Annotated in this window: 15 protein-coding genes and 2 pseudogenes; 12 read left to right on the top strand and 5 right to left on the bottom strand. The window is 59.2% G+C overall.

Annotation, left to right across the window (positions count from 1 at the left end):
- The 8 genes and pseudogenes from AC1DUB_RS22170 to AC1DUB_RS22135 all read left to right on the top strand — a co-directional run.
- Window positions 1-235 (top strand): annotated as a pseudogene (locus AC1DUB_RS22170) (chemotaxis protein); the annotation flags it as partial.
- A gap of 14 nt (window positions 236-249) precedes the next feature.
- Window positions 250-2,556, top strand: coding sequence for a hybrid sensor histidine kinase/response regulator (locus tag AC1DUB_RS22165; RefSeq protein WP_477731342.1), 2,307 nt, complete (start codon window positions 250-252; stop codon window positions 2,554-2,556).
- A 15-nt stretch (window positions 2,557-2,571) separates the two neighbouring features.
- Window positions 2,572-3,666: a chemotaxis-specific protein-glutamate methyltransferase CheB gene (gene cheB, locus AC1DUB_RS22160; protein WP_477731341.1), complete on the top strand. Its 1,095-nt coding sequence runs from the start codon at window positions 2,572-2,574 to the stop codon at window positions 3,664-3,666.
- A 4-nt stretch (window positions 3,667-3,670) separates the two neighbouring features.
- The gene (locus AC1DUB_RS22155) at window positions 3,671-6,817 is read left to right on the top strand and encodes a response regulator (protein WP_477731340.1); all 3,147 of its coding nucleotides are present in this window, start codon (window positions 3,671-3,673) and stop codon (window positions 6,815-6,817) included.
- A 54-nt stretch (window positions 6,818-6,871) separates the two neighbouring features.
- Window positions 6,872-8,092 carry an EAL domain-containing response regulator gene (locus tag AC1DUB_RS22150; RefSeq protein ID WP_477731339.1) on the top strand — a complete coding sequence of 407 codons (1,221 nt, stop codon included), beginning with the start codon at window positions 6,872-6,874 and terminating at the stop codon, window positions 8,090-8,092.
- A 210-nt stretch (window positions 8,093-8,302) separates the two neighbouring features.
- Entirely contained in the window at window positions 8,303-8,740 is a 438-nt protein-coding gene (locus AC1DUB_RS22145) for a YciI family protein (RefSeq protein WP_477731338.1), read from the top strand.
- A 245-nt stretch (window positions 8,741-8,985) separates the two neighbouring features.
- Window positions 8,986-9,222 (top strand): annotated as a pseudogene (locus AC1DUB_RS22140) (transporter substrate-binding domain-containing protein); the annotation flags it as partial.
- Between the two features lie 41 nt (window positions 9,223-9,263).
- Window positions 9,264-9,515, top strand: coding sequence for a hypothetical protein (locus tag AC1DUB_RS22135; RefSeq protein WP_477731337.1), 252 nt, complete (start codon window positions 9,264-9,266; stop codon window positions 9,513-9,515).
- Between the two features lie 4 nt (window positions 9,516-9,519).
- On the opposite strand, the gene AC1DUB_RS22130 is transcribed toward AC1DUB_RS22135, so the two are convergent.
- From AC1DUB_RS22130 to AC1DUB_RS22115, 4 genes are all read right to left on the bottom strand, one after another.
- Entirely contained in the window at window positions 9,520-9,783 is a 264-nt protein-coding gene (locus tag AC1DUB_RS22130; protein WP_477731336.1) for a hypothetical protein, read from the bottom strand.
- Between the two features lie 564 nt (window positions 9,784-10,347).
- Complete coding sequence (locus AC1DUB_RS22125) at window positions 10,348-10,872, bottom strand: hypothetical protein (RefSeq protein ID WP_477731335.1); 525 nt, start codon at window positions 10,870-10,872, stop codon at window positions 10,348-10,350.
- 94 nt (window positions 10,873-10,966) lie between these two features.
- Entirely contained in the window at window positions 10,967-12,106 is a 1,140-nt protein-coding gene (locus tag AC1DUB_RS22120) for an IS481 family transposase (protein ID WP_477731334.1), read from the bottom strand.
- 58 nt (window positions 12,107-12,164) lie between these two features.
- Entirely contained in the window at window positions 12,165-12,821 is a 657-nt protein-coding gene (locus tag AC1DUB_RS22115) for a hypothetical protein (RefSeq protein ID WP_477731333.1), read from the bottom strand.
- A 660-nt stretch (window positions 12,822-13,481) separates the two neighbouring features.
- Here AC1DUB_RS22115 and AC1DUB_RS22110 point away from each other — a divergent pair.
- From AC1DUB_RS22110 to AC1DUB_RS22095, 4 genes are all read left to right on the top strand, one after another.
- On the top strand, window positions 13,482-14,135 hold the full coding sequence (locus AC1DUB_RS22110) for a hypothetical protein (protein ID WP_477731332.1): 654 nt from the start codon (window positions 13,482-13,484) through the stop codon (window positions 14,133-14,135).
- Entirely contained in the window at window positions 14,104-16,260 is a 2,157-nt protein-coding gene (locus AC1DUB_RS22105) for a hypothetical protein (RefSeq protein WP_477731331.1), read from the top strand. Before AC1DUB_RS22110 ends, AC1DUB_RS22105 begins: the two co-directional genes overlap by 32 nt.
- Window positions 16,261-16,349: 89 nt before the next feature.
- Window positions 16,350-17,345, top strand: a complete 996-nt coding sequence (locus tag AC1DUB_RS22100; protein WP_477731330.1) for an ATP-binding protein — start codon at window positions 16,350-16,352, stop codon at window positions 17,343-17,345.
- On the top strand, window positions 17,342-18,853 hold the full coding sequence (locus AC1DUB_RS22095; protein ID WP_477731329.1) for a hypothetical protein: 1,512 nt from the start codon (window positions 17,342-17,344) through the stop codon (window positions 18,851-18,853). The genes AC1DUB_RS22100 and AC1DUB_RS22095 overlap by 4 nt, the downstream gene beginning before the upstream one ends.
- 545 nt (window positions 18,854-19,398) lie before the next feature.
- Here the strand turns inward: AC1DUB_RS22095 and AC1DUB_RS22090 are convergent.
- Window positions 19,399-20,304: a LysR family transcriptional regulator gene (locus AC1DUB_RS22090; RefSeq protein ID WP_477731328.1), complete on the bottom strand. Its 906-nt coding sequence runs from the start codon at window positions 20,302-20,304 to the stop codon at window positions 19,399-19,401.
- Window positions 20,305-20,473: the final 169 nt, after the last annotated feature.

The raw sequence follows: 20,473 nt of genomic DNA, 5'->3' as shown, positions 1-20,473 counted from the left end.
ATCGATCCAGGCGCTGGCGGGCAACGTGACGGAGGCGGCGCAGGCGGCCACGCAGATTGCGGCATCGAGCCAGCAGCAGCTGGTGGGCGTTGACCAGGTGGCGGGCGCGATGGAGAGCATCAAGCAGGCGAGCACGCAGAACGTGGCGAGCGCCAGGCAGCTGGAGGTTGCGGCGCGCAACCTGGACGAACTCGGCCAGCGGCTCAAGCAGATGGCTGAGCGCTACAAGGTGTAATCAACAACATCGTCATGAGCACCAAAGAAGACAAATTTATCCGACAACTCCGCGCGACCTTCAAGGTCGAAGCCGAAGAGCATTTGCAGACGATCTCGACCGGTTTTCTGGAGCTGGAAAGAACGCCTTCTGCGCAGGTCCACGGCCAGATCGTGGAGACGGTGTTCCGCGCCGCGCACAGTCTGAAGGGGGCGGCACGGGCGGTGGATTTCACCGAGATCGAGTTGCTGTGCCAGTCGATGGAAGACGTGTTTGCCAGCTGGAAGCGGCAGGAAAGCTTGCCGTCGCCCGATGCGCTCGACGCGCTGCATCGCGCACTCGATGCCATCGCCTCTGCGCTGGCCGCGCCCATAGGTTCCGGCGGCGCCGGTGACCAGTCTGCCTTGTCGTCGTTGCGCCAGTTGGGAACGGCTTCTTCTTTGAGCCCTCGGGAGTCCGCTGCTGCCGGGCGGCCGCCCAACGACGACGACGCAGCGACGGCGCCGCCCGTCATCGAAGTTGAGAAACCTGCTGTGCCTTTGCCTGCACCCGTCGCGACGGAAATGGGCCACCAGGAAACCGTGCGCGTCGCTGTCTCGAAACTGGAGGCGCGACTACTGGAGGCCGAGGAAATGCTGATGGCCAAACTGACTGTCGGCCAGCGGGTGACTGATTTGCGCGAACTGTCTGGCCGCTTTGAAGCCTGGCGCAATGCCTGGGGCGCGGTTGAGCCGGAAGTGCGCCAGCTGCGTCTGCTATCCGATCAGCCAGGCTCTCCGACACATTCCTCTGCGGAGCTGGCCCGGGTGCTGGATTTTTTTGATTGGAGCATGGACTACATCAAAACCGTGGAAGACGAGGCCGTGGCACTGGAGCGGACGGCGCAGCACGATCGCTATGCCATTGGCAAACTGGTGGATGACCTGCTGGAGGACTCGAAGCAACTGCTCATGTTGCCGTTTGCCACCATTTCCACATCATTTCCGAAACTGGTGCGCGACCTGTGTCGCGATCAAGGCAAGGAAGCCGACCTTACGGTCCATGGCGAGGAGATTGCGATCGACAAGCGCATCCTGGAGGAGATCAAGGACCCGCTTGTCCACCTGCTGCGTAACAGCGTTGATCACGGTATCGAGACGCCCCAATCACGCATGCGCCTGGGCAAGCCCTCCCGTGCCGCGATCACGCTCACCGTATCCCAGGTAAGCGACAGCAAGGTGGAAATTTCCATGTCCGACGACGGCGCAGGCGTCGACACAGCAAAGGTCAAGGAGTCGGCCATCAAGCAGGGGATTGTCTCGGCGGACGAGGCGCGCCAGTTGAACGACGCTCAGGCGCAGGCGCTGATTTTCCAGGCCGAAGTGTCCACCAGCGCGATGATTACCCGACTGTCCGGTCGTGGACTGGGCCTGGCGATCGTGCGCGAGAAGGCTCAAAAACTGGGAGGGACTGTCACGGTCGAGAGTCAACCGCACCGGGGAACCTGTTTTCGCATCGTGCTGCCGTCGATGCTCGCGACGTTTCGGGGAGTTCTGATCGAAGTGCAGGAGCAGTTGTTTGTTGTGCCCACCTCCCACGTTGAACGTGTGGCGCGCGTGAAGGCCGACAATATTCTGGCGGTGGAGGGGCGCGAAACCATCGCACTGGACGGGCGCGCCATTGCCCTGGTGCGGCTGGCTGAGGTGCTTGAGTTGCCGTCCATGCCGCACAACGGCGAACTGCCCGCCAGCACGCCGGTCGTTGTCCTCGGCGCGGCCGATCAGCGTATCGCGTTTGCGGTCGACGCTGTGCTGGACGAACAGGAAGTACTGGTCAAGCGCCTGGGGAAACCGCTGTTGCGCGTGCGCAATATCGCCGGTGCCACAGTGCTTGGCTCCGGTCAGGTGGCACCCATTCTCAATGTGACCGACCTGCTCAAATCTGCCCGGAGAGCGGGCAGGGTGCCGCTGCGCGTTGCAGCTGGAGCGAAACCGGCAGAGGCCCGGATGGTACTCGTCGCCGAGGATTCCATCACCTCCCGAATGCTCATCAAGAGCATCCTGGAGTCCGCCGGCTACGACGTCAAAACAGCCGTGGACGGAATGGATGCATTCACCCTGTTGCGCGCCGAAAAGTTCGACCTGCTTGTTTCCGATGTGGAAATGCCGCGGCTCAACGGCTTTGACCTGACGGCGAGGATACGCGCCGACAACAGACTGGCAGAACTACCGGTGGTGCTGGTGACGGCGCTGGAAACGCGGGAGGACCGCGAGCGCGGCATCGACGCTGGCGCCAATGCGTATATTGTCAAGAGCAGCTTCGACCAGAGCAACCTGATCGAGGCAGTACGGCGGCTGATTTAACCGAGTGAGTCTTTCATGACTGATGGCAAGATCAACGTACTGGTGGCGGAAGACCTAGCGGTCACACGCATGCTGCTCGTGCACCTGCTCGAATCGGATCCGCAGATCCGGGTTGTCGGCGCCGTCGGTGACGGCCAGGCGGTGATCGATTTCATCAATCACAACAAGCCCGATGTCGTGCTCATGGGCATTGACATGCCGCGGCTCGACGGTTTCGAGACGACGCGCCGCATCATGGAGACGCATGCGGTACCTATCGTCATCTGCAGTGCCCACAGCAACGTCACCGACATCGCCGTGACGTTCCGCGCCATGGAAGCGGGAGCCATCGCCTGCATTGAAAAACCCTTTGCTGCCGAGCATGGCGATTTTGAGGCGACGGCCGCTCATCTGCTCGAAACGGTCAAGCTGATGTCCGAGGTGAAGGTCGTGCGCCGCACGGCCCACAGGCGGCCGGCTCCATTGCCTTTGGCCCATCCTGCCCCAGGCGCGCAGCGGCAGCGTACTCCAGCGCAGATCAAACTCATCGGCATCGGCGCCTCCACCGGTGGACCACCGGTGCTGCAAACCATCCTCTCGGGATTGCCAAAGGACTTTCCCGCGCCGGTGCTCGTTGTGCAGCACATTGCACACGGATTTCTGGCCGGAATGGCCGAGTGGTTGAACCAGACCACCAGCTTGCAGATTCACATCGCTTCCTACGGAACAAGTCCGTTGCCAGGTCATGTCTACCTGGCACCGGACGATTTCCACATGGGCATCGGCATCGGCGGCAACATCATCCTGACCCGGGAGGCGCCGGAGAATCATCTGCGGCCGGCCGTGTCTTTCTTGTTCCGCTCGCTGGCCGAAGTGTACGGCCCGAACGCGCTGGGCGTATTGCTGACGGGCATGGGCAAGGACGGCGCCGAGGAATTGAATGCAATGAAGGCCAAAGGGGCCGTCACCATCGCTCAAAATCAGGAAAGCTCGGTGGTGCACGGCATGCCGGGTGCCGCCATTGCCCTGGGCGCCGCCACACAGGTATTACCGGCAGACAAGATCGCCGATGCGCTGATTGCGCTGGTCAGGCAAGGCAATGGTCATGACCGTGAGATAGGGAGGAGCTGAGATCATGAATGCAAGTACGCCATCGTCCGATCCACCTGTGAAAATCCTGATAGCGGAAGACAGCCCGACGCAGGCCCAACGGCTGCAGCATATTCTTGAACAGCAGGGGTACGAAGTAGGCGTTGCCCGCAATGGCCGAATCGCGCTGGAAATGATGCCCCAGTTCCGGCCCGCACTGATCATCAGCGACGTGAAAATGCCGGAAATGGACGGCTACGAACTTTCCCGCCGAATCAAGGCGCAGCCCGATCTTCGCAACACACCGGTCATCCTCGTCACCACCATGTCCGATCCGGAGGACGTGATCCGTGGACTGGAGTGCGGGGCTGATAACTTCGTCCTCAAGCCCTATGACGAGCGCTATATGCTGGCTCGCGTACGTTATGTTCTCGTCAATCGGGAAATGCACCGGAAGCAGGATTTGGGCAAAGGGGTGGAAATCTACTTCAATGACCATAGGCATTTCATCACCGCCGATCGTTCGCAGATCCTCAACCTCCTGCTGTCCACCTATGACGCCGCCGTCCAGCGCAACAAGGACCTCACCCAAAGCCAGGAATCACTGGGGCAGCGCTCGGCCGAGGTGGCGGCGGCGAACAGATTTCTCGATTCGGTGATCGAAACCATCCCCGACATGCTTTTTGTAAAAGATGCGACCGACCTGCGCTTTGTCAGATTCAACCGCGCCGGCGAAGAGCTGCTGGGTTATTCCCGGGATGATCTGGTTGGCAAAAATGACTATGACTTTTTCCCCGAGGAAGAGGCCGACGCCTTCACGTCCAGAGACCATGAGGTGCTGACGCGCGGCGTGGTGGTGGACATCCCGGAGGAGCCGATCCACACGCGCAAAAAAGGCGACCGGATCCTGCACACCAAGAAAATCCCCATCCTCGACAGCAAGGGCCGGCCGCTCTACCTGTTGGGGATCTCCAGAGATGTCACCGAACAAAAGAAGCTGGAAGACGCACTCCATAAGCGCAACGAGGAGCTCAGTAAAAGCCAGGAAGACCTGCAGCGGAGTAATTCCGAGTTGCACCAGTTGAGGCTCGCGCTGGAAGCGCGCGTGAACCAGAGAACCCAGCAACTGACTGCGGTCGTTGAGGCGCTGCGCGAGAGCGAGGCGCGTACCCGGCTCACGATTGACACGGCACTGGATGCCGTGGTGGCCATGGATTCCCATGGACTTGTCAGGGAGTGGAACGCCCAGGCGGAAACCATTTTTGGCTGGAAGCGCGAAGAGGCCATCGACCAGCCGCTGGCCGAACTTGTCATTCCGGTGAAACATCGTGAAGCCCATGTGCGCGGGTTGAAGCATTTCCTGGCCACCAGCGAGGGACCGATATTAAGCCGGCGCTTCGAAATCACCGCCTTGCACCGGGACGGCCACGAGTTTCCGGTCGAACTATCCATTACCCCGATGCTGCTTCAGGGGGCGTGGACGTTCAGCGCATTTTTGCGTGACATCACCGAGCGCAAGCAGATAGAGGAACGAACCCTGAACCTGAACAAGGAACTGGAGCAGCGCGTGGTGCAAAGGACGACTGAGCTCGTTGCAGCCCGGGAGGCAGCCGATACCGCCAACCGCGCCAAGAGCACTTTTCTGGCCACCATGAGCCACGAGATCAGGACGCCGATGAACGGCATGTTCGGCATGCTCGAACTCCTGGGCCTGACCCGGCTCGATGCCGAACAACGCGCCACGCTCGCGATCGTGCGTGAATCGAGCCAGTCGCTGCTGCGCATCATTGACGACATTCTCGATTTTTCCAAGATTGAAGCAGGAAAACTGAAGGTCCATCCCGAGGTCGCCTCGATCAAGGACGCTATCGAGCATGTGAGGAACATGTACGCTGGTAACGCCAGCAGCCGAGGCTTGCTGCTCAAGCACAGCACCGATCCGCACATCAGCCCCGCGCTGATGTTTGACCCATTGCGGTTGTGCCAGATACTCAACAATTTTGTCAGCAACGCGCTCAAATTTACCCCCAAGGGCTCGGTCGAGATCAAGGCAGAGCTCATAGCACGAACCAACGGAGAAGAGCAGGTGCGGTTTGTGGTTGCAGACACGGGCATGGGCGTCTCCGCTGAAGATCAGCAGCGGCTGTTCCAGCCGTTCACCCAGGGGGAGGGCGATGCGGCCCGGCGTGCCGGGGGCACCGGACTGGGGCTCACGATCTGCCGGCGGCTCGCTGACATGATGGGCGGCACGGTCGAGATGGTCAGCGAGCTGGGCAAAGGCACGACCATGATCCTCACCTTGTCACTGCCGATCGCCGATCCGAAGGACCTGGCAAAAAACAGCCGTGCGCAACTGCAGGATTCGGCCCGAGCCGCCGACGCAGCGCGTCGCAATGCGCCAACCGTTGTGCAGGCCGAGATGGAGGGAACGCTGGTGCTGCTGGTGGATGACCATCCGATCAACCGCATGCTCCTGATGCGGCAGGTGCATGCGCTGGGCTATGCCGCGGAGAGCGCCGAAAACGGTGCCGAAGCATTGACCAAATGGCAGTCGGGCCGGTTCGGAATTGTGATCACCGACTGCAACATGCCGGAGATGAATGGCTATGAGCTTACGCGCAGCATTCGCCGGTTTGAGTCCACCGGAGGCAAACACACCCCGGTTATCGCGTGTACGGCCAATGCACTGAGTGGTGAGGCCGATATCTGCTTTGCCGCCGGCATGGACGACTACCTTGTCAAGCCGGTCCAGTTGTGCCAGCTAGGGGAAAAGCTCGATCAATGGCTACCCATTCCGGAGGTCACTGTCACGCCGGGGGCGCCACCCAGGACATCCGGCAAACACCTGGCGGCACCGGTAGCGACCGCCCCTGTCGACCGGTCTGTCATTGCCGAATTTTCGGGCGGCGACGCGTCCACCGAGCGCCACATATTCACAGAGTTTCGGTCCGCCAACGACGAGGATGCGGCCATGCTCAAGCGGGCCGTGGCTACCAGTGACAGTTCGCAGATCACCCGGTCTACCCACCGCATGCTGGGTGCCAGCAGGATGATAGGCGCGCTCGACTTTGCCAGGGTTTGCGAACGCATCGAGCACGCGAGCCGCACCAGTGACTGGGCGGCGGTCGAGGCCCACATGGGCACCTTCCAGCACGAATTGCAACGCCTGAACACCTATTTGGACGCCCTTTGAAGGCTCGGTACCCGGCTAGAAACCAGGAAAGGCTGCAGACGAAAGGATAACGAAATGTCGATCACCAACTTACATTTTCTGGTTGCCGAAGACCATGATTTCCAGCGCAGCACGCTGGTGAGGATGCTTGGCGGCCTGGGTGCGAGGAGTGTCCATGAAGCGGCGGACGGCCATGTTGCCTTGACGATCATTCGCGACCCCAGCCGTCCCATCGATATCGTCATCTGCGATCTTGATATGCCGGGCATGGACGGCATGGAATTCATCCGACGCCTGGGCGAGTGCGAGTCCCCAGTGTCGGTCATCATCGCCAGTGCGCTGGAGCGCAACCTGATCGCCTCGGTCGAGACCATGACCGAGGCCTACGGTATCGAGTTGCTGGGCGTCGTGGAAAAACCGCTCAACCCCGGAAAGCTGGGGCTGTTGATCGAACGCCACAGGGCAGTGCAGGCCCGGCGGGCCCCGCCGACGATTGCCCCGTCGTTCACGCTGGAAGAGATCGTGGCAGGATTGAAGAACAATGAATTCGAACCTTTCCTTCAACCCAAGGTAGAACTGGCCACCGGGAAAATCAAGGGGACGGAAGCACTCGCACGCTGGCGCCATCCTGATCGGGGCGTCGTCGCTCCCCACGCGTTCATCGGCCTGCTCGAAGAGAAGGGGATGATCGATACGCTCATGGAAGTCATGCTGAGAAAATCAGCGGCACTGTGCAGGACCTGGCTCAGTGCCGGGCTGCAGGCCACCGTGTCGGTGAACCTGTCGCCCCAATCGCTGGGCGACGTGCACCTTGCCGACCGCGTGACGCAGCTTGTGCTCGACCAGGGGCTAGAGCCACGCCATATGGTCCTCGAAGTAACCGAGTCCGTGGCCACGACCAATGTAGGCAGAGCACTCGAGAACCTCGCGCGCCTGCGCATGAAGGGCTTCGGCTTGTCCATTGACGATTACGGCACCGGCTACGCCTCAATGCAGCAGCTCACGCGAATCGCCTTCACCGAGCTCAAGATCGATCAATCCTTTGTGACCAACGCAACCAAACAGGCATCCGCCAGGGTGGTCCTTGAATCGAGCCTCGACATCGCGAAGAAGCTCAACATCACGGCGGTAGCCGAAGGGGTTGAAACGCAGGCAGACTGGAACTTGCTGCGCCAGCTCGGCTGCGCCCTCGCACAGGGCTATTTCATCGCAAGGCCGATGGAAGCAGAGGCCTACCTCGATTGGGCTCGGGGCTGGAAACCACCGAACCTGCAAGGTACTGTTTCTCCCAGCTAGCTGGTCAACGTTACTTCGCCGGAAATGGCCAAACTTACGGCAGTCAGCCATGTGCCCCGTCATTAGCAGACCGCATGCCATCGCAAGCGCAGGGAATACGGTCAGATCAGTGAATTCGGAAAACCTGAAAAAAACCCGCTGGCCGTGTCGATTTGACGAGCCGCCATTCGTCGTGGTAGTAGAGGCACCAATCCACAAGGAGAAACGACGATGCGATTCATCATCACGGCACAAGCAGGTACGGACGAACCGAACGCGGGCATGGAAGCGAGTTTCGACGAAAAACTCTTTATCGCTTACATGGCGTTCAACGAGGAGATGCACAAGGCCGGAGTCCTGGTTGCGTCCGAGGGCCTGAACCCTGCGGCACGGGGTGCCCGCGTCGCAGTTTCCGAAGGCAAGCGTTATGTCGTCGATGGCCCTTTCGCCGAGTCGAAGGAGCTGATCGGCGGTTTCTACATCATCGACGTGAAGTCGCTCGACGAAGCCATCCAGTGGGCACTCCGGGCGCCCTCCGGACTTGGTACCGACGACGTGCTGGAAGTTCGCCAGTTGACGGGGGCGGGTGACATCCCGCCCGAGATCCTTCAGATCATCAACTCCGCCGCGCCTACCTGGAGCGCGTCGGTGTGGCAGGCGCGAGAATAGATTGCTCAGATTGGTAAAACGGAGCGACTGGCGGCTTCGATGCTTTGCCAATCTGCAGGTAATAGGGGGACCGCATGCACCAACGAGCGGTAACTGTTTCGTCCTTCATCAGATGGTGGAATCGGTCCCTTTTTCGCCCCCTGCAGCATTCAAGTCCTTGCCGGCCTGAAACATGCGCGTGAAGTCGCAACATTGCTGGGCCAGCATGATGATTGACGAAAGGAGCGTGCTTCGATGCTCTCCTTTTATTGCGCGAACGCTTGCGTGACGAACCCTATGGGTTCATGTTTCGCAAGGACGATCCACGGTTCAAGGAAATCGTGGATCAAACTATTACGGGCCTGATGAAGTCCGGTGAGATCAATGATATCTACGCGAAATGGTTCACCCGCCCCGTACCGCCGAACAACGTAAATCTCAATTTTCCGATGTCCGATTCAGTGCGCGAAATTTATAAGAACCCGAACAACAAGGGCGTCTGAGGCACGTTGGCCCTGTGTCCGCAGCCGGCTGATGCGCGGTCGTGTCGACAAAACTGGACTGGCTGCTGCGCGACATGGACAGGATTGATTCACGCGTTGCCCTGGTCGAGCAGCGCCAGGCGGGTTACCCCAAGATGAAAACCGGCATCATCCCCACAACTCCCGAATTCCTGCGCGAAGCCCTGATAGTCATCGGCGGGGCCGTCATCGCGGCTATCGTGCTGTCAAAGATTCCGGCGCTCAAGGCGTTCATTCAAAAGAACACCGGTGGTTGCGACTGCGAAAGTCACTGACCGGCTAACCTAGAAAGTCTTTGAAGTCGCGGTCCCATACCTCAGGGCTGACGATTCTGTTCAGCGCCAGGAGGAGCAAAAACGAGATGAGCAGCGGCACAAAAAACAGCACCGTCAGGGTTCCGACCAGTCCCCAGCGCGGGAAATAGAACCTGCGATAGTGCCGCGCCACGTTGCTGGTGTGCACCAGAAAATTGCGGCCGATGGCCGGATAATGATAGCTGAAAATGGAGCGCATGGCGGCCTGAGTTGTGTCTTTGTGTGACATTTTGTCATACCGGGATTAGATGCCTCGATAGCCCATCGCGGGCGCGTTCGCGGCCCCAAAATCTCCGATAGCCTCCAGGCCCGCAATCCGCGTCCTGAGCATGGCGTTTTCACACTCCAGGCTTTTCCGGTGCTGTAGCTCGACCATGTAGCCGTTGTGGGCCGTGGTTTCCAGCAGGCTAACCCCCCAGCGAGACTCATAAAACAGCGCCAGCAGCGCGGCCCATGTGCCTCGTTGGCGGCATCCAGCGTTTCAGGGTTTTGGTCAGCAGGTCATCAAGCAGAACGGACAGCGGCGGGGTGTGGGTGGCGCGAAACATTTGCCACAACTTTACAAAGCTCTACAAATGAAGTGAGCCTGGGGTCATGAGCGACTGCAGAGACTTTGAGCATGCTCGGAATCAACTAACTCATTGATTTTTAAAGGATTTCTCCGGGCACGTGGTCATCTGCTCTTCATTGCATTCCGAAGCGACATTGGCCAGCTCACGACACCTGGAAGGAGCACTAGCCAGCCCGTAGCCAGCGGTATGTCTCGATAACCACGTTTCAACCAAGCGTCATTTCATTTGACCAGCATCTGACCAGCGATAGCAAGGAGGTCCTCGCGTCGGTGGCCGGCAAGCACGCTGTAATCAAGATCAGCATCCAGAGAAGCCCTGCGAAAGACGATGGGGGCACGCCCATTCGCAATGATTCCGATCAGCGTCCGCCACGCTGAATCGCGTTGCAATTGCATGGCATTGAAGTCTCTCTCAATGTCGCCTGCATTGGACGGCCGAAACCTGGGTTTAAAAGCTGTCGCCGGTACACGACCCCAGAAACCGATTAACCATTGATACATGTTGTTGACGCGATCTCTGTACCCGCGCTTCTCAACGCTTGAGCGCTCGTCCACAAAAGCGAGCAGGTTCAGGATCATTGACGTACGCGCCATACCGTATGCCGATTCATCGAGCTCATAACCAGAATATAGCGGCAGGATGTGTTTCAAGTAGAACGGGTAGAAAAGGTAGGCAATTCCCCGCTGCTGCAACTCTGGACCTAAGACAAGCAGCATTTGAAACAAGGACAAAGAAGTGTAGAACATGGTGCTCTCGTCCCCCACCTCATTCGCTTTTCGGAGTATGTATGGACCGGAGACATAGTGGACAGGTGTGCGAAGACATGGTGGACGGTTTAGATTAGTCCACATTGGGCAACCTCAAGTCAATCTCAAGGCAATGATGATGTGCGAAATAGACATCGAAGAGGCCCTCAACGCCGTCGCGCTCACGCACTGCGACGGCTTGCTTGTGCAGCGCTTTGGAGAGCTTGTACGTGCGCTCACGGAACTTCAACTCCCCGAACCAGCCCACTTGCCTGATCTCATCGCCAGGCGCGTACTGTGGCTCTGGAAGGGTTGACGGCAAAGCCCTTGGACTGTGCCTGTAGCGGCTCGCTGGCGTGGCCATCTTCAGCGCCTCATGCGGACGCTCGTGGTTGTAGACCGTGCGCCAGCGGTCCAGCGCGGCCTGTACCCGTTCAAGGCTTTCGAAACTGCGGCCCCTGAGCACTTCAGCCTTGAGCGAGCGGTGAAACCGCTCGTCTTTGCCATTGGTCTGCGGATGGTAGGGACGGCTGTGGCTAACCCGGATGCCGAGCCTTACCAGCCATACGCCCAAGTCTGTCAACTGTCCCGGTGATCGGGGCGCTCCCCACGGCGCGCCGTTGTCGAAGTTGATCTGCGCCGGCAGGCCATACAGGGCGAAAGCGCGCGTCATCTGCGCTTGCACCGTTTGCGTATCGGTCTGGCCGCAGGCATGCAGCGCCACGTTAAAGCGCGAGTGATCGTCCAGCATCGTCAGCGGCGAGCAGCGTGCCTGCGGGATGTCGAAATGGCCCTTGAAGTCCACCTGCCACAGCGCATTGGGCACTTCACGTTCAAAGCGCTGCCAGTGCGCCGCAGCCTGGCTCGCCTCGGCCGTGATGAGCCCATGGCGGTGCAGGATGGAAGTCACGGTGCTGGGCGCTACCTGGGCCATGCCCAGATCGCTCAGCCGACGGCTGATCTTGCGCCCACCCCAGGCCGGATGCTCACGGCGCAGGGCCAGCACAGGCTCCTCAACGAAGGCGGGCGATGCACCGGGACTGCGCAGCGGCCTGCGCGAGCGCTCGGCAAGCCCGGCGCTGCCTTCGCCGGCATGGCGCTGCAGCCATTTGTAGCCGGTCTGCGGGCTGATCCCAAAGCGCCGGCACAGCTCGCGCCGGTTTGCCCCTTCCTTTGTAGCCAGCGCAACAAATTCCAGTTTCAGACTCATGGTGTCCTGTGCTTTCCAAGGCATGGTTTCCCTCCGGCAAATCCGCCGGAAAGTGTCCACCATGTCTTCGCACACCTGTCACCTATGTCCCCGGTCCATACAGGAGTAGTAAGGTCAACGCCGCTAGCGCAGGAAACCCCGCCTTCAAACCCAAGGAATGGCACCAACCGAAGGTGTCGAGATCTATCAGTTCCTTTTTACGGTGCATCTTTATATTGATCGAAAGAGCGAGCCCCCGTATCTCTTCGTTCACATTTCTCAGCAAAGCCGTCATCCGGTTTCCAACTGGCACGGTGATATCCATTGCAATCCATAACAGCTGATGCAGCTCAGGGGTGAAGTCCACACCGGATACTTTTTCGATCTGAGCCACGGTATTTGGACGGGGCATAGTCTGTCCCTCCTTGTATCCGCGCCATTTATTGCTGTGATTAAATCGCCCATCCGCATCCGGGTGAAATGATTGGTCATCGAACACCTGCTGCATGTTGCGGGGCGTCGTGCCACCGACCTCCCGCCGAGCGCAACCGTAAAAGTTTTGGATCTGGACCTTTCTGATGCAGCCAGGAATATCTGTGAGGTCATCGCCAATTGACGCGGAAAATGCGTCGCATAACTGAAGAGACTCTGAAAAAACTTGTTTGTAATCAACAAGTTGAAGATCTGGTTGATATCTCAGCAGTGGTAATTTCGGTCGTGAAATTACCCGGTTGAGCAACGTGGATGGATTGGCTACCATCAGTCGATGCCCCGCTGTGACGTCAAGGAACTGAACGAAACGACAAATCTGACCGAGCTTGCTCGAGCGTTGGAAGCAGAGTTACTGGTGGTCCACGGACCTATGTTAGGGGGCAACGCATTGAGCGCGACGCTGGGGTATCCCACGAACAGCGCTTTCCGCCAGGCGTTGGCGCGCAACACAGTTCCCGTGGCGGTGTTCTCCATTAAGCACAGACGCGGGAAATTCGCCCTGGCACGGGAAGTGGCTCGCTGGATCGCGGAGCAGCGCCACAGTGCGCCTGCCGCCCCTGAGGGCTGAAGCGCTATGAAGGAGGTATTGATGACACGCTGATCAACTTTTTGACCAGGTACAAAGACAAACGGCCGCCTGTTAGCGCAGGAAGCCGTTGCTCGCTCTTGCGAGCGGGTTTTAGAAAAACCATCGTTATGAAGCGATAAGGTCATTTTAATGTCTCTAGGGCGACTGTCAAGCAGTCGCCGGTCAAACAGCCCGCCGAGATACCTTCGGCCAGGCACTGCCTCTACGGCGTCCGGATGGCGCCCGAGAGTTCCTTTTTTCCCCATTTCAGCCACGGGACTTCACCACGAATGTCCGGTTTGGTCGCTGTGCGTCACGCGTAGTCACATTCATCACTCATTTTCTTTCAAGAGGCCTTCCATGCTTCCAGAAGATGGCTTTTCATACGGCGGTTTGAATAAAAGGTATTCAAAGCGCAAACGTCGCCTGGTGCGACGGATCGACCCCTTCACCGAACAACCCGTCGAATTTGCAACCACCCTCAGGGCAGACAACTGGCTGTTGAGGAATTTCTGCCCCGGTGCACGGCAGTGTGAAGTGGAACCAAAATTCCTCAAACTTTTCAAGCTTGGGGCAATGGTTGCGCCATTTTGCGATTTGCTGACCACGTTCCGGGACAAGGTGCGGATCGCTGATCTGGTGGTGGATGTCATGACACCACAACTGCTGCAAACCTGGGAGCAGCTGCAGTCCACCTGCCATTTTTTTGGAGTAACGCCGCATCTGAGGATGCGCGCGCTCGTCCGAGAAAACGTCACCTTGCTCGCCAATCTGGACACCATGCGCCAGCACCTAGTGATGCACGGAATGGATTTCACGTACCAACGTCTCGTGCGTGACCAGCTGGCGATGGATCCCGCGCGCTCGCCCACCGAGTTGTACCAGGCGCTGGCCAAGAAGGCGTCAAAAAACCTGATCGACAGCGCACTTTTCGCGCTCTACCGCGAGGGAATTCTTTTTATCAACATAGCCGAGGTACCCTATGGACCCCATTCCGAAATTCGCCGTGTCTGAGGTGCACCAAGCTGTCGGCGTCAGCCATCGGGGAGGGCGCAACACGCTGAACGAGTGCCATCGCGACATGGCCCTGTGGCCAGAATATGACGATTCGGCGCTCCAGCCGGCGGCCCAAAAGCGTTTCACGCGGCTGCGCGATGCCATGTCGCTTTATCTGGCTGGCGGCGCCCTCAAGGACGTCATCAAGATCGCGAAGGTGGGGGAGCGGCAGTTTCTCCGAATTTTCGCGCGTTGCCTGCAGCCGGACGCCAGCGGCCGCATCCTTGGATGCCGCGCGTTCGTCGAAGGGTCTATGGCACGACCGCCCCAGCGTACCGTGGCACTGATCCCCAGCGCGGACGGCAAGGCGGGGTTCGGCGGAATGTTCCGCAAAATCCTTCGGGACTATCCCGCGCTCGAGATCGGGCTCGTGAACCTGCTCAACGCGTACGGCACCAAGGGTTTGCAGCCCAACCGGATGACCTTCCGCGCCTTTCACAGGGGATTTCTGAAACTGTGCACCGCTCAGGGAATAGGGGCCGACGCCTACCCATTCAATACCAAAGAACGGGCCCGGCGCGCCCTTCGCCGCTGGATCGAAACCGACTACATGCCGCGGTATGCCGCCCGGTTCATTGCCATGCAGCATGGGCCCGATGCTGGGGGGTTGGCTGCTTATGGAGAGGGCGATGGCCAGGCAGACCGCCCGGCAGCGGGCTATGGCGCCTGGGTCATTGACGAGTACACCATCGATTTGCATGCGATCTACGAAATCCCCAATGACCAGGGGGATTGGGAAGAGCTGGAGTTGCGGCGTTTTCAGCAAATCCGGATCACGCACTTGGCAACCGGCGCCAACCTGGCCAATCGGCAGGTCTATGCGGCGCAGGCGTCCTCCTACGACATCTCGATGTTGTTCTGGGACGCCGTCAACGGCCCACCACCGGTTGAGCAGGTCGTTCCCGATCTGGGGGTGGAGGAGGGCGCCGGTTACCCGTCATGCGTGATACCCGAACTGCGCTTTGCCATCCCCAGTGTCATCTATCTGGACAATGCCCTGTCTCATCTGGCCGACCATGTCCAGCACATGGCCACGCATTTGTTCGGCGCGACAGTGATCCTGGGCAATCCCGGAACGCCGCGTGAGCGAGCGGCCGCGGAAAGCAAGTTCAGTCTGCAGGCTCGAAGGGTGGTCCATCAGCTTCCGTCCACGACCGGCAGCGGCCCCAAAGATCCGGTGAAGAAAAGCAGCGCCGTTCCGCCCGGCAAGCGCGTCAAGGCCGAAGCTCTGGAGGAGGTCCTCGACGTCTACGTCCGCAACGAGAACGCACTGCCGGCCGCAGGCTCCCAGAACATCCCGCCGTTGACCCGCCTGCGGCGCAAGCTTGAAAGTGGTGCCATCAAGCCGTCTTACCTGCCCGTCGACAAGCGCAAGGCGTATTACTTCTGCCGGCCGTTCACGGTCACGGTAAGGGTGGATGCCGCCGGCGGGCGCCGGCCTTATGTCAACTACCTCTATCAGCGTTACTCCAGCAGCGCCCTCTCCAAACGCTTTGACTTGAAGGGCAGGAAAATGCTGCTCAGGCCCGACCCGCGCAACCTGCGCACGGTGATGCTGTTTTTTGACGACGGCAGCGAGTTCGGTCCGGTCCAGGCCTTGGGTCGCTGGGGCACATTTCCGCATGATGCCCGTATCCGGCGGCTTTTTGGCAAGTTCAAGCGGGAAGGGGAGCTTGACACGCGCGCCGACGACCGACCGCTGGAAGCCCTGTTCGCCTATCTGCGCAAGGCAGCGCCCCGCAATCCCACTGCGGCCTTACAACTGACCTACCTCATTCGCTATCTGACACGCCAGGACTTCGAAATGGGACCCGGCATGCTCTACGAAGCCCAGGCATGGGAGGGAATGTCAACGATGGCCCATCGGCTGGGAACCCTGCCCATGCATCCGGATCCGGGGGACATCGTGGACGTCGAGCCGCGTTCCATCACGACGTTCCCGCCGGCGCTTGCGGCGCCGCCGCTGACGGTCCCTTCGCCGGCCCTCGCACCGGTGCCAGACGAAACGCTTCCCATCAACCGGCCTCTACCGCCAACTGGGCCCGTTGTTTGGTCACTTCCGCGGCGATCCATGCGCCGTTAAACCTTCCCGGTTCATCCCCTGGCCAGGCACGCTGGGCGCTGGGGGCGGACCGGGAGACTTTCCCCCATCAATCTTTATTTATTCACACCATGAACGATTCCTCATCGCAACCCCTGCCCAAGGGCCTCATCCTTCCCAACACCGTTGTTTGGACACCCGAGATCGATCGGCTCGCACAGCAAGTGGCCAAATGGATCCGGATCGACCAGCCCGGCGGCACTGTTTACGGCGCGCAGCGCAATGGCAAGAGCCGCGCCTGCTCATACCTGGCGGGCACGCTCGGCTCGGTGCTCGGCTACGAGGTCGCCGTGCTGCATTGGACAATCCCGGAGCAGATTGAATCCAAGCAGACCGAGCGTGAGTTTGTCCAGGAACAGCTGCAGCAGTCCAATTGCCCGCGCGTCGGCGGCCGCGACCTGGCGGTGCTGCGCCGGCGCTGCCACGCCCATCTGGTCGAACTGGCGCACGCTTGCGGTTCCCGCCGGCTGGTGATCCTGATCGATGAGGCGCAAAACCTCTCGAGGAAGCAGTATGGCTACCTCATCCACACCTTCAACTCGCTGGAACAACTCGGTGTGCATCCTTTTTTTTTGCTGGTCGGCCAGCCCGAGCTTCGCAACACGCCTAAAAATTGGGCCGAAGCCAACGGCATGCAGGTCCTTGGGCGATTCTTTGCGAGGGAGCATCTCTATCGGGGTGTGGATGTGGCGGAGATCACCCTGGTGCTGCAGGCCTTTGATGTGCCGGTGGCAGACGACACCGTTAGCGTCTTTGCGCGGGCCTTTCCCGCAGCCTACGCAGCAGGGTGGTCCCTGGAAAAGCTGGGGCAGCCTTTCGAGGAGGCGATGGCCATGATCATGCGTCAGCACAACATCTCCAAAGGGCTGCGTTTGCCTATGCAATATCTGCGCTCCACGTTGCTGGAGGTGCTGCATCAGGCGCTGGACGATGGCAAGGCGCCGGAAATCCTGAGCGCTGTGGACGTGATGCGGGCCCTGGAAACTTCCGGGTTTCTTCGTGTGCTGGCCTACTATGTGGACACCGACTCGGCCAAGGACGCAGCCGCCGGCGGAGGCAAGCGGTGAAACCGCCCGTCCGCTTCGGCACTTCGACAGCGCCGGGATCTGCCAAACGCCCCATTCTGGACAACGAATCCATGTACAGCGCCTGGAGCAGGCACTGCGATATCCATGCAGTGGAGAGCGGGGTGTACTCGCCACTGCCCCCTCAAATCCTGAGGCACGGCCTGTTTACGAGGCTGCAACCGATGGAGGCCAAAGACGTTGGCGCAGAAATGGGCTTAAGCGAGCGGCGAGTGAACCAGTTGCTCGCTGTAGATCTGGCGGGCACGAGTAGCTATGTGGTGAGCAGTTCGCTGCGCTTTTGCGTCAAATGTCTTGACCTGGGGTATCACAGCGCGGTTTACCAGCATGTCGCACTGGCCCGCTGTCCGCTTCATGACTTGCCGCTCGAAGACGCTTGCCCGCATTGCAATCATGCGATTGTTCCAACGTTTCTGAGCGCCATTCAGCATCCTTTCGAGTGTCCGAATTGCGATGCCGCCCTGGCTCGCACCGTGCCGCGACCTCAGGATGGACACGACGCCATGCTGGCAGACCAGATGGCCGGAGGCCGCAGGGGCATGCTGGTCGCCGAGCCGGACAACCGGCGCTGGGATGTCTATCTACACAATGCCAGGGTGTTGGTCGGTCCGCCCGGCCGCAACCTGGCATCACGGCACTATCAGCGCCTGTGTATCTGGGCTGATCGATCCAACACCCACTGGACTCATTTTTCGGAGGAAACCCTGCACCTGGTGCCTGTTCACACGCGTGGGCCAACTGAAAGCGCAGATTCGCTGGACTTGGCGCTGGCCGCAGAACGTGTGCTCATCTGGTTGCGGCAGGTCTGCTATGCGCATGAGTATTCAGCGATCCGCCTGGCCTACCGTCTAGGGAGGTACCCGCGTGGGCTGCGCATCAACGCACATGGAAGTCTGGTGGGCGCGGCTCTGTACAAGCTGGCCGTAGCCTATGACCTTGTGCAGGAGATGCAAACACTTTTCGATGCCGACGTGCTGGCGCTGGACCAGCCGGCCAAAGCCACGACCGGGCGCAAGGTGGTGCGCTACGGCGCCTCCTGCCCGGAAGAGCCAGAGCTAGACTTTCGGCTGTTGCAGCTAGAAATGTTGGGCATGTTCGCCAAGTTCCTGGTATCACATCGTCACCTGGACCCCATGTACAAAGTGAGTTGGCTGCAACTACCTCATCCCATGGAGTACGCCCCGAACTGGAAAACCGAGAAAGTCTCGAGCGGTGTGTGCTACCGCATTCGCGCCAGGGCCACCGAAATTTCCGTGCAGCGCTTGGTCATTCGCAAATGGCACGACGAGCTGGCCTACTTTAACCAGGACCCCGATACACCGAATGGGTATTGGCTCTATAACCAGCTCGATACGGTCTGGAGTGATCGGCCACCGACTGCGGACATCGTCTTCGCGCGCCGTGAACGTCCCGTAGACGTGCCCTTGCGCCCGATACGCCCACTGTCAGAAATGTTTACGCCTGGATCGAAAAAAACATCGCCTGCCTAACTATTTCAACCGCACTGCGTGGCTGTTTATTGAAGCTCAGCAAGCCGGACATCCATCATCGTGTTCGTTCATTTCGACATTTCGTCACAAACGTGTTGAGCGCTGTTTCGCGCAGTGGACAATCAGGAGCTCAATTAGATATAGAGCTATTCAAGCCTATTAGTATCTTTCGCGACCCCGTACCCCTATGCCATGGAGTGAAACAGGGCAAGAGAGTGAAAGCGGCACGACGAGAAAGTGTCGCGAAGAACACAGATCGAAAGCTGCAGGAGGCCACGGAAATTTATAAGGCTATTCGCCGCCATCTCTGGCGGCATCATGTTTGCAAGCATCGTGTTTGCGCACATCATGCGATGAAAGCGCTATGGTGGGATCTTCATGGAGAACGGACCAATGCGTTTTGCAGAACGGCTTTGGCGTTCATTCGGTGGCGCATGCAATGGGAGAGGGGGAGGGTCAGTGCTTGCAGGTGGGGTGCTATTTCGGGAGAAATTGATGTACTGAGGGACTTCAGTATGAAACTCGACCCACTGCTTGCCGAAACTCTAACGCAACCTTGTCGCGGTGAAGCGCAGTGCTTTAACCACCAACGAAAAGGCTGGTGAAGGTTGACGCTTGCTGGGGTAATAGAGATGATAACCAGCGAACTTTGGGCACCAGTCCTGCAGTACACGAACCAAGTGACCCGATTCGATGTGCTGCATCAGTTCATCTTCAGGTAACAGCGAGATACCCAGTCCAGCGAGCGCTGCGTCCACCTGCGGAGGGGCGGTGTTGAAGATCAATGGACCATCGACGCGGACATTGAGCTTGCGGCCGCGCTTCTCAAAATCCCATACATACAGTCCACCCGACGTGGGCATTCGCTGGTTAATGCATTGATGGTTGACCAGGTCGGAGGGAGTCTTGGGGATGGGATGACTTGCAAAGTAGTCGGGTGACGCCACCACCGCCATTTGCAGCGGCGGGCCTATGGGCACGGCAATCATGTCGTTGTCAATCGTATTCCCCATGCGTACACCGGCATCGAAGCGGTCGGCCACGATGTCTCGAAAGCCGTAGTTCATGTCGAACTCCAGCTTGATGTCCGGGTACTCGCGCAGCAGCGGCATAAGCTTGGGCAGAAGAACTGTGTGAAGCACATGATCGCCGCAGGTTATGCGCACGGTACCTGCAGGTTTGTCGCGCAGTTCTGTCAACGCCGCGAGCTCGGCCTCGATCTCGTCGAAGCGGTGACCAATGGCCTTCATGAGCCGTTCGCCAGCTGATGTCGGTGCGACACTGCGCGTGGTGCGCGTCAGCAGGCGGATCTTGAGCCCTTCTTCCAGTCCCCGGATCGTCTGGCTGAGTGCCGACTGCGTCACGCCGAGCGTGCCGGCAGCCTTGGTGAAGCTGCCTTCACGTGCGACTGTCACGAAAGCCAATAGATCATTGAGATTACGTCGTGGCATGCCGATTTCGCTTTCTGCGGAAATTGATTAGTTTGAGTAATAAATGTATTAAGCATTCATTATCTAGTCAATGGGCGAACTGTTTGGCAAACTTCTTTAACGCTGAAAAGCACCCTCTGACATGGCGATACGTGATTGCCTTGTCGCATATTTTCTAAGGAATCAACCG

The organism is Polaromonas sp. P4_F9 (genome assembly GCF_056401235.1).
The sequence above is the reverse complement of the archived record's forward strand: the minus strand, read 5'-3'. Positions and strand labels throughout refer to the sequence as shown.

What these genes read in the sequence shown, in the direction of transcription:
- AC1DUB_RS22130 (WP_477731336.1), bottom strand. Translation starts at nt 9,783, where the DNA reads ATGTCACACAAAGACACAACTCAGGCCGCCATGCGCTCCATTTTCAGC.
- AC1DUB_RS22145 (WP_477731338.1), top strand. Translation starts at nt 8,303, where the DNA reads ATGCGATTCATCATCACGGCACAAGCAGGTACGGACGAACCGAACGCG.
- cheB (WP_477731341.1), top strand. Translation starts at nt 2,572, where the DNA reads ATGACTGATGGCAAGATCAACGTACTGGTGGCGGAAGACCTAGCGGTC.
- AC1DUB_RS22105 (WP_477731331.1), top strand. Translation starts at nt 14,104, where the DNA reads ATGGACCCCATTCCGAAATTCGCCGTGTCTGAGGTGCACCAAGCTGTC.
- AC1DUB_RS22155 (WP_477731340.1), top strand. Translation starts at nt 3,671, where the DNA reads ATGAATGCAAGTACGCCATCGTCCGATCCACCTGTGAAAATCCTGATA.
- AC1DUB_RS22125 (WP_477731335.1), bottom strand. Translation starts at nt 10,872, where the DNA reads ATGTTCTACACTTCTTTGTCCTTGTTTCAAATGCTGCTTGTCTTAGGT.
- AC1DUB_RS22110 (WP_477731332.1), top strand. Translation starts at nt 13,482, where the DNA reads ATGCTTCCAGAAGATGGCTTTTCATACGGCGGTTTGAATAAAAGGTAT.
- AC1DUB_RS22115 (WP_477731333.1), bottom strand. Translation starts at nt 12,821, where the DNA reads ATGGTAGCCAATCCATCCACGTTGCTCAACCGGGTAATTTCACGACCG.
- AC1DUB_RS22150 (WP_477731339.1), top strand. Translation starts at nt 6,872, where the DNA reads ATGTCGATCACCAACTTACATTTTCTGGTTGCCGAAGACCATGATTTC.
- AC1DUB_RS22120 (WP_477731334.1), bottom strand. Translation starts at nt 12,106, where the DNA reads ATGCCTTGGAAAGCACAGGACACCATGAGTCTGAAACTGGAATTTGTT.
- AC1DUB_RS22090 (WP_477731328.1), bottom strand. Translation starts at nt 20,304, where the DNA reads ATGCCACGACGTAATCTCAATGATCTATTGGCTTTCGTGACAGTCGCA.
- AC1DUB_RS22165 (WP_477731342.1), top strand. Translation starts at nt 250, where the DNA reads ATGAGCACCAAAGAAGACAAATTTATCCGACAACTCCGCGCGACCTTC.
- AC1DUB_RS22100 (WP_477731330.1), top strand. Translation starts at nt 16,350, where the DNA reads ATGAACGATTCCTCATCGCAACCCCTGCCCAAGGGCCTCATCCTTCCC.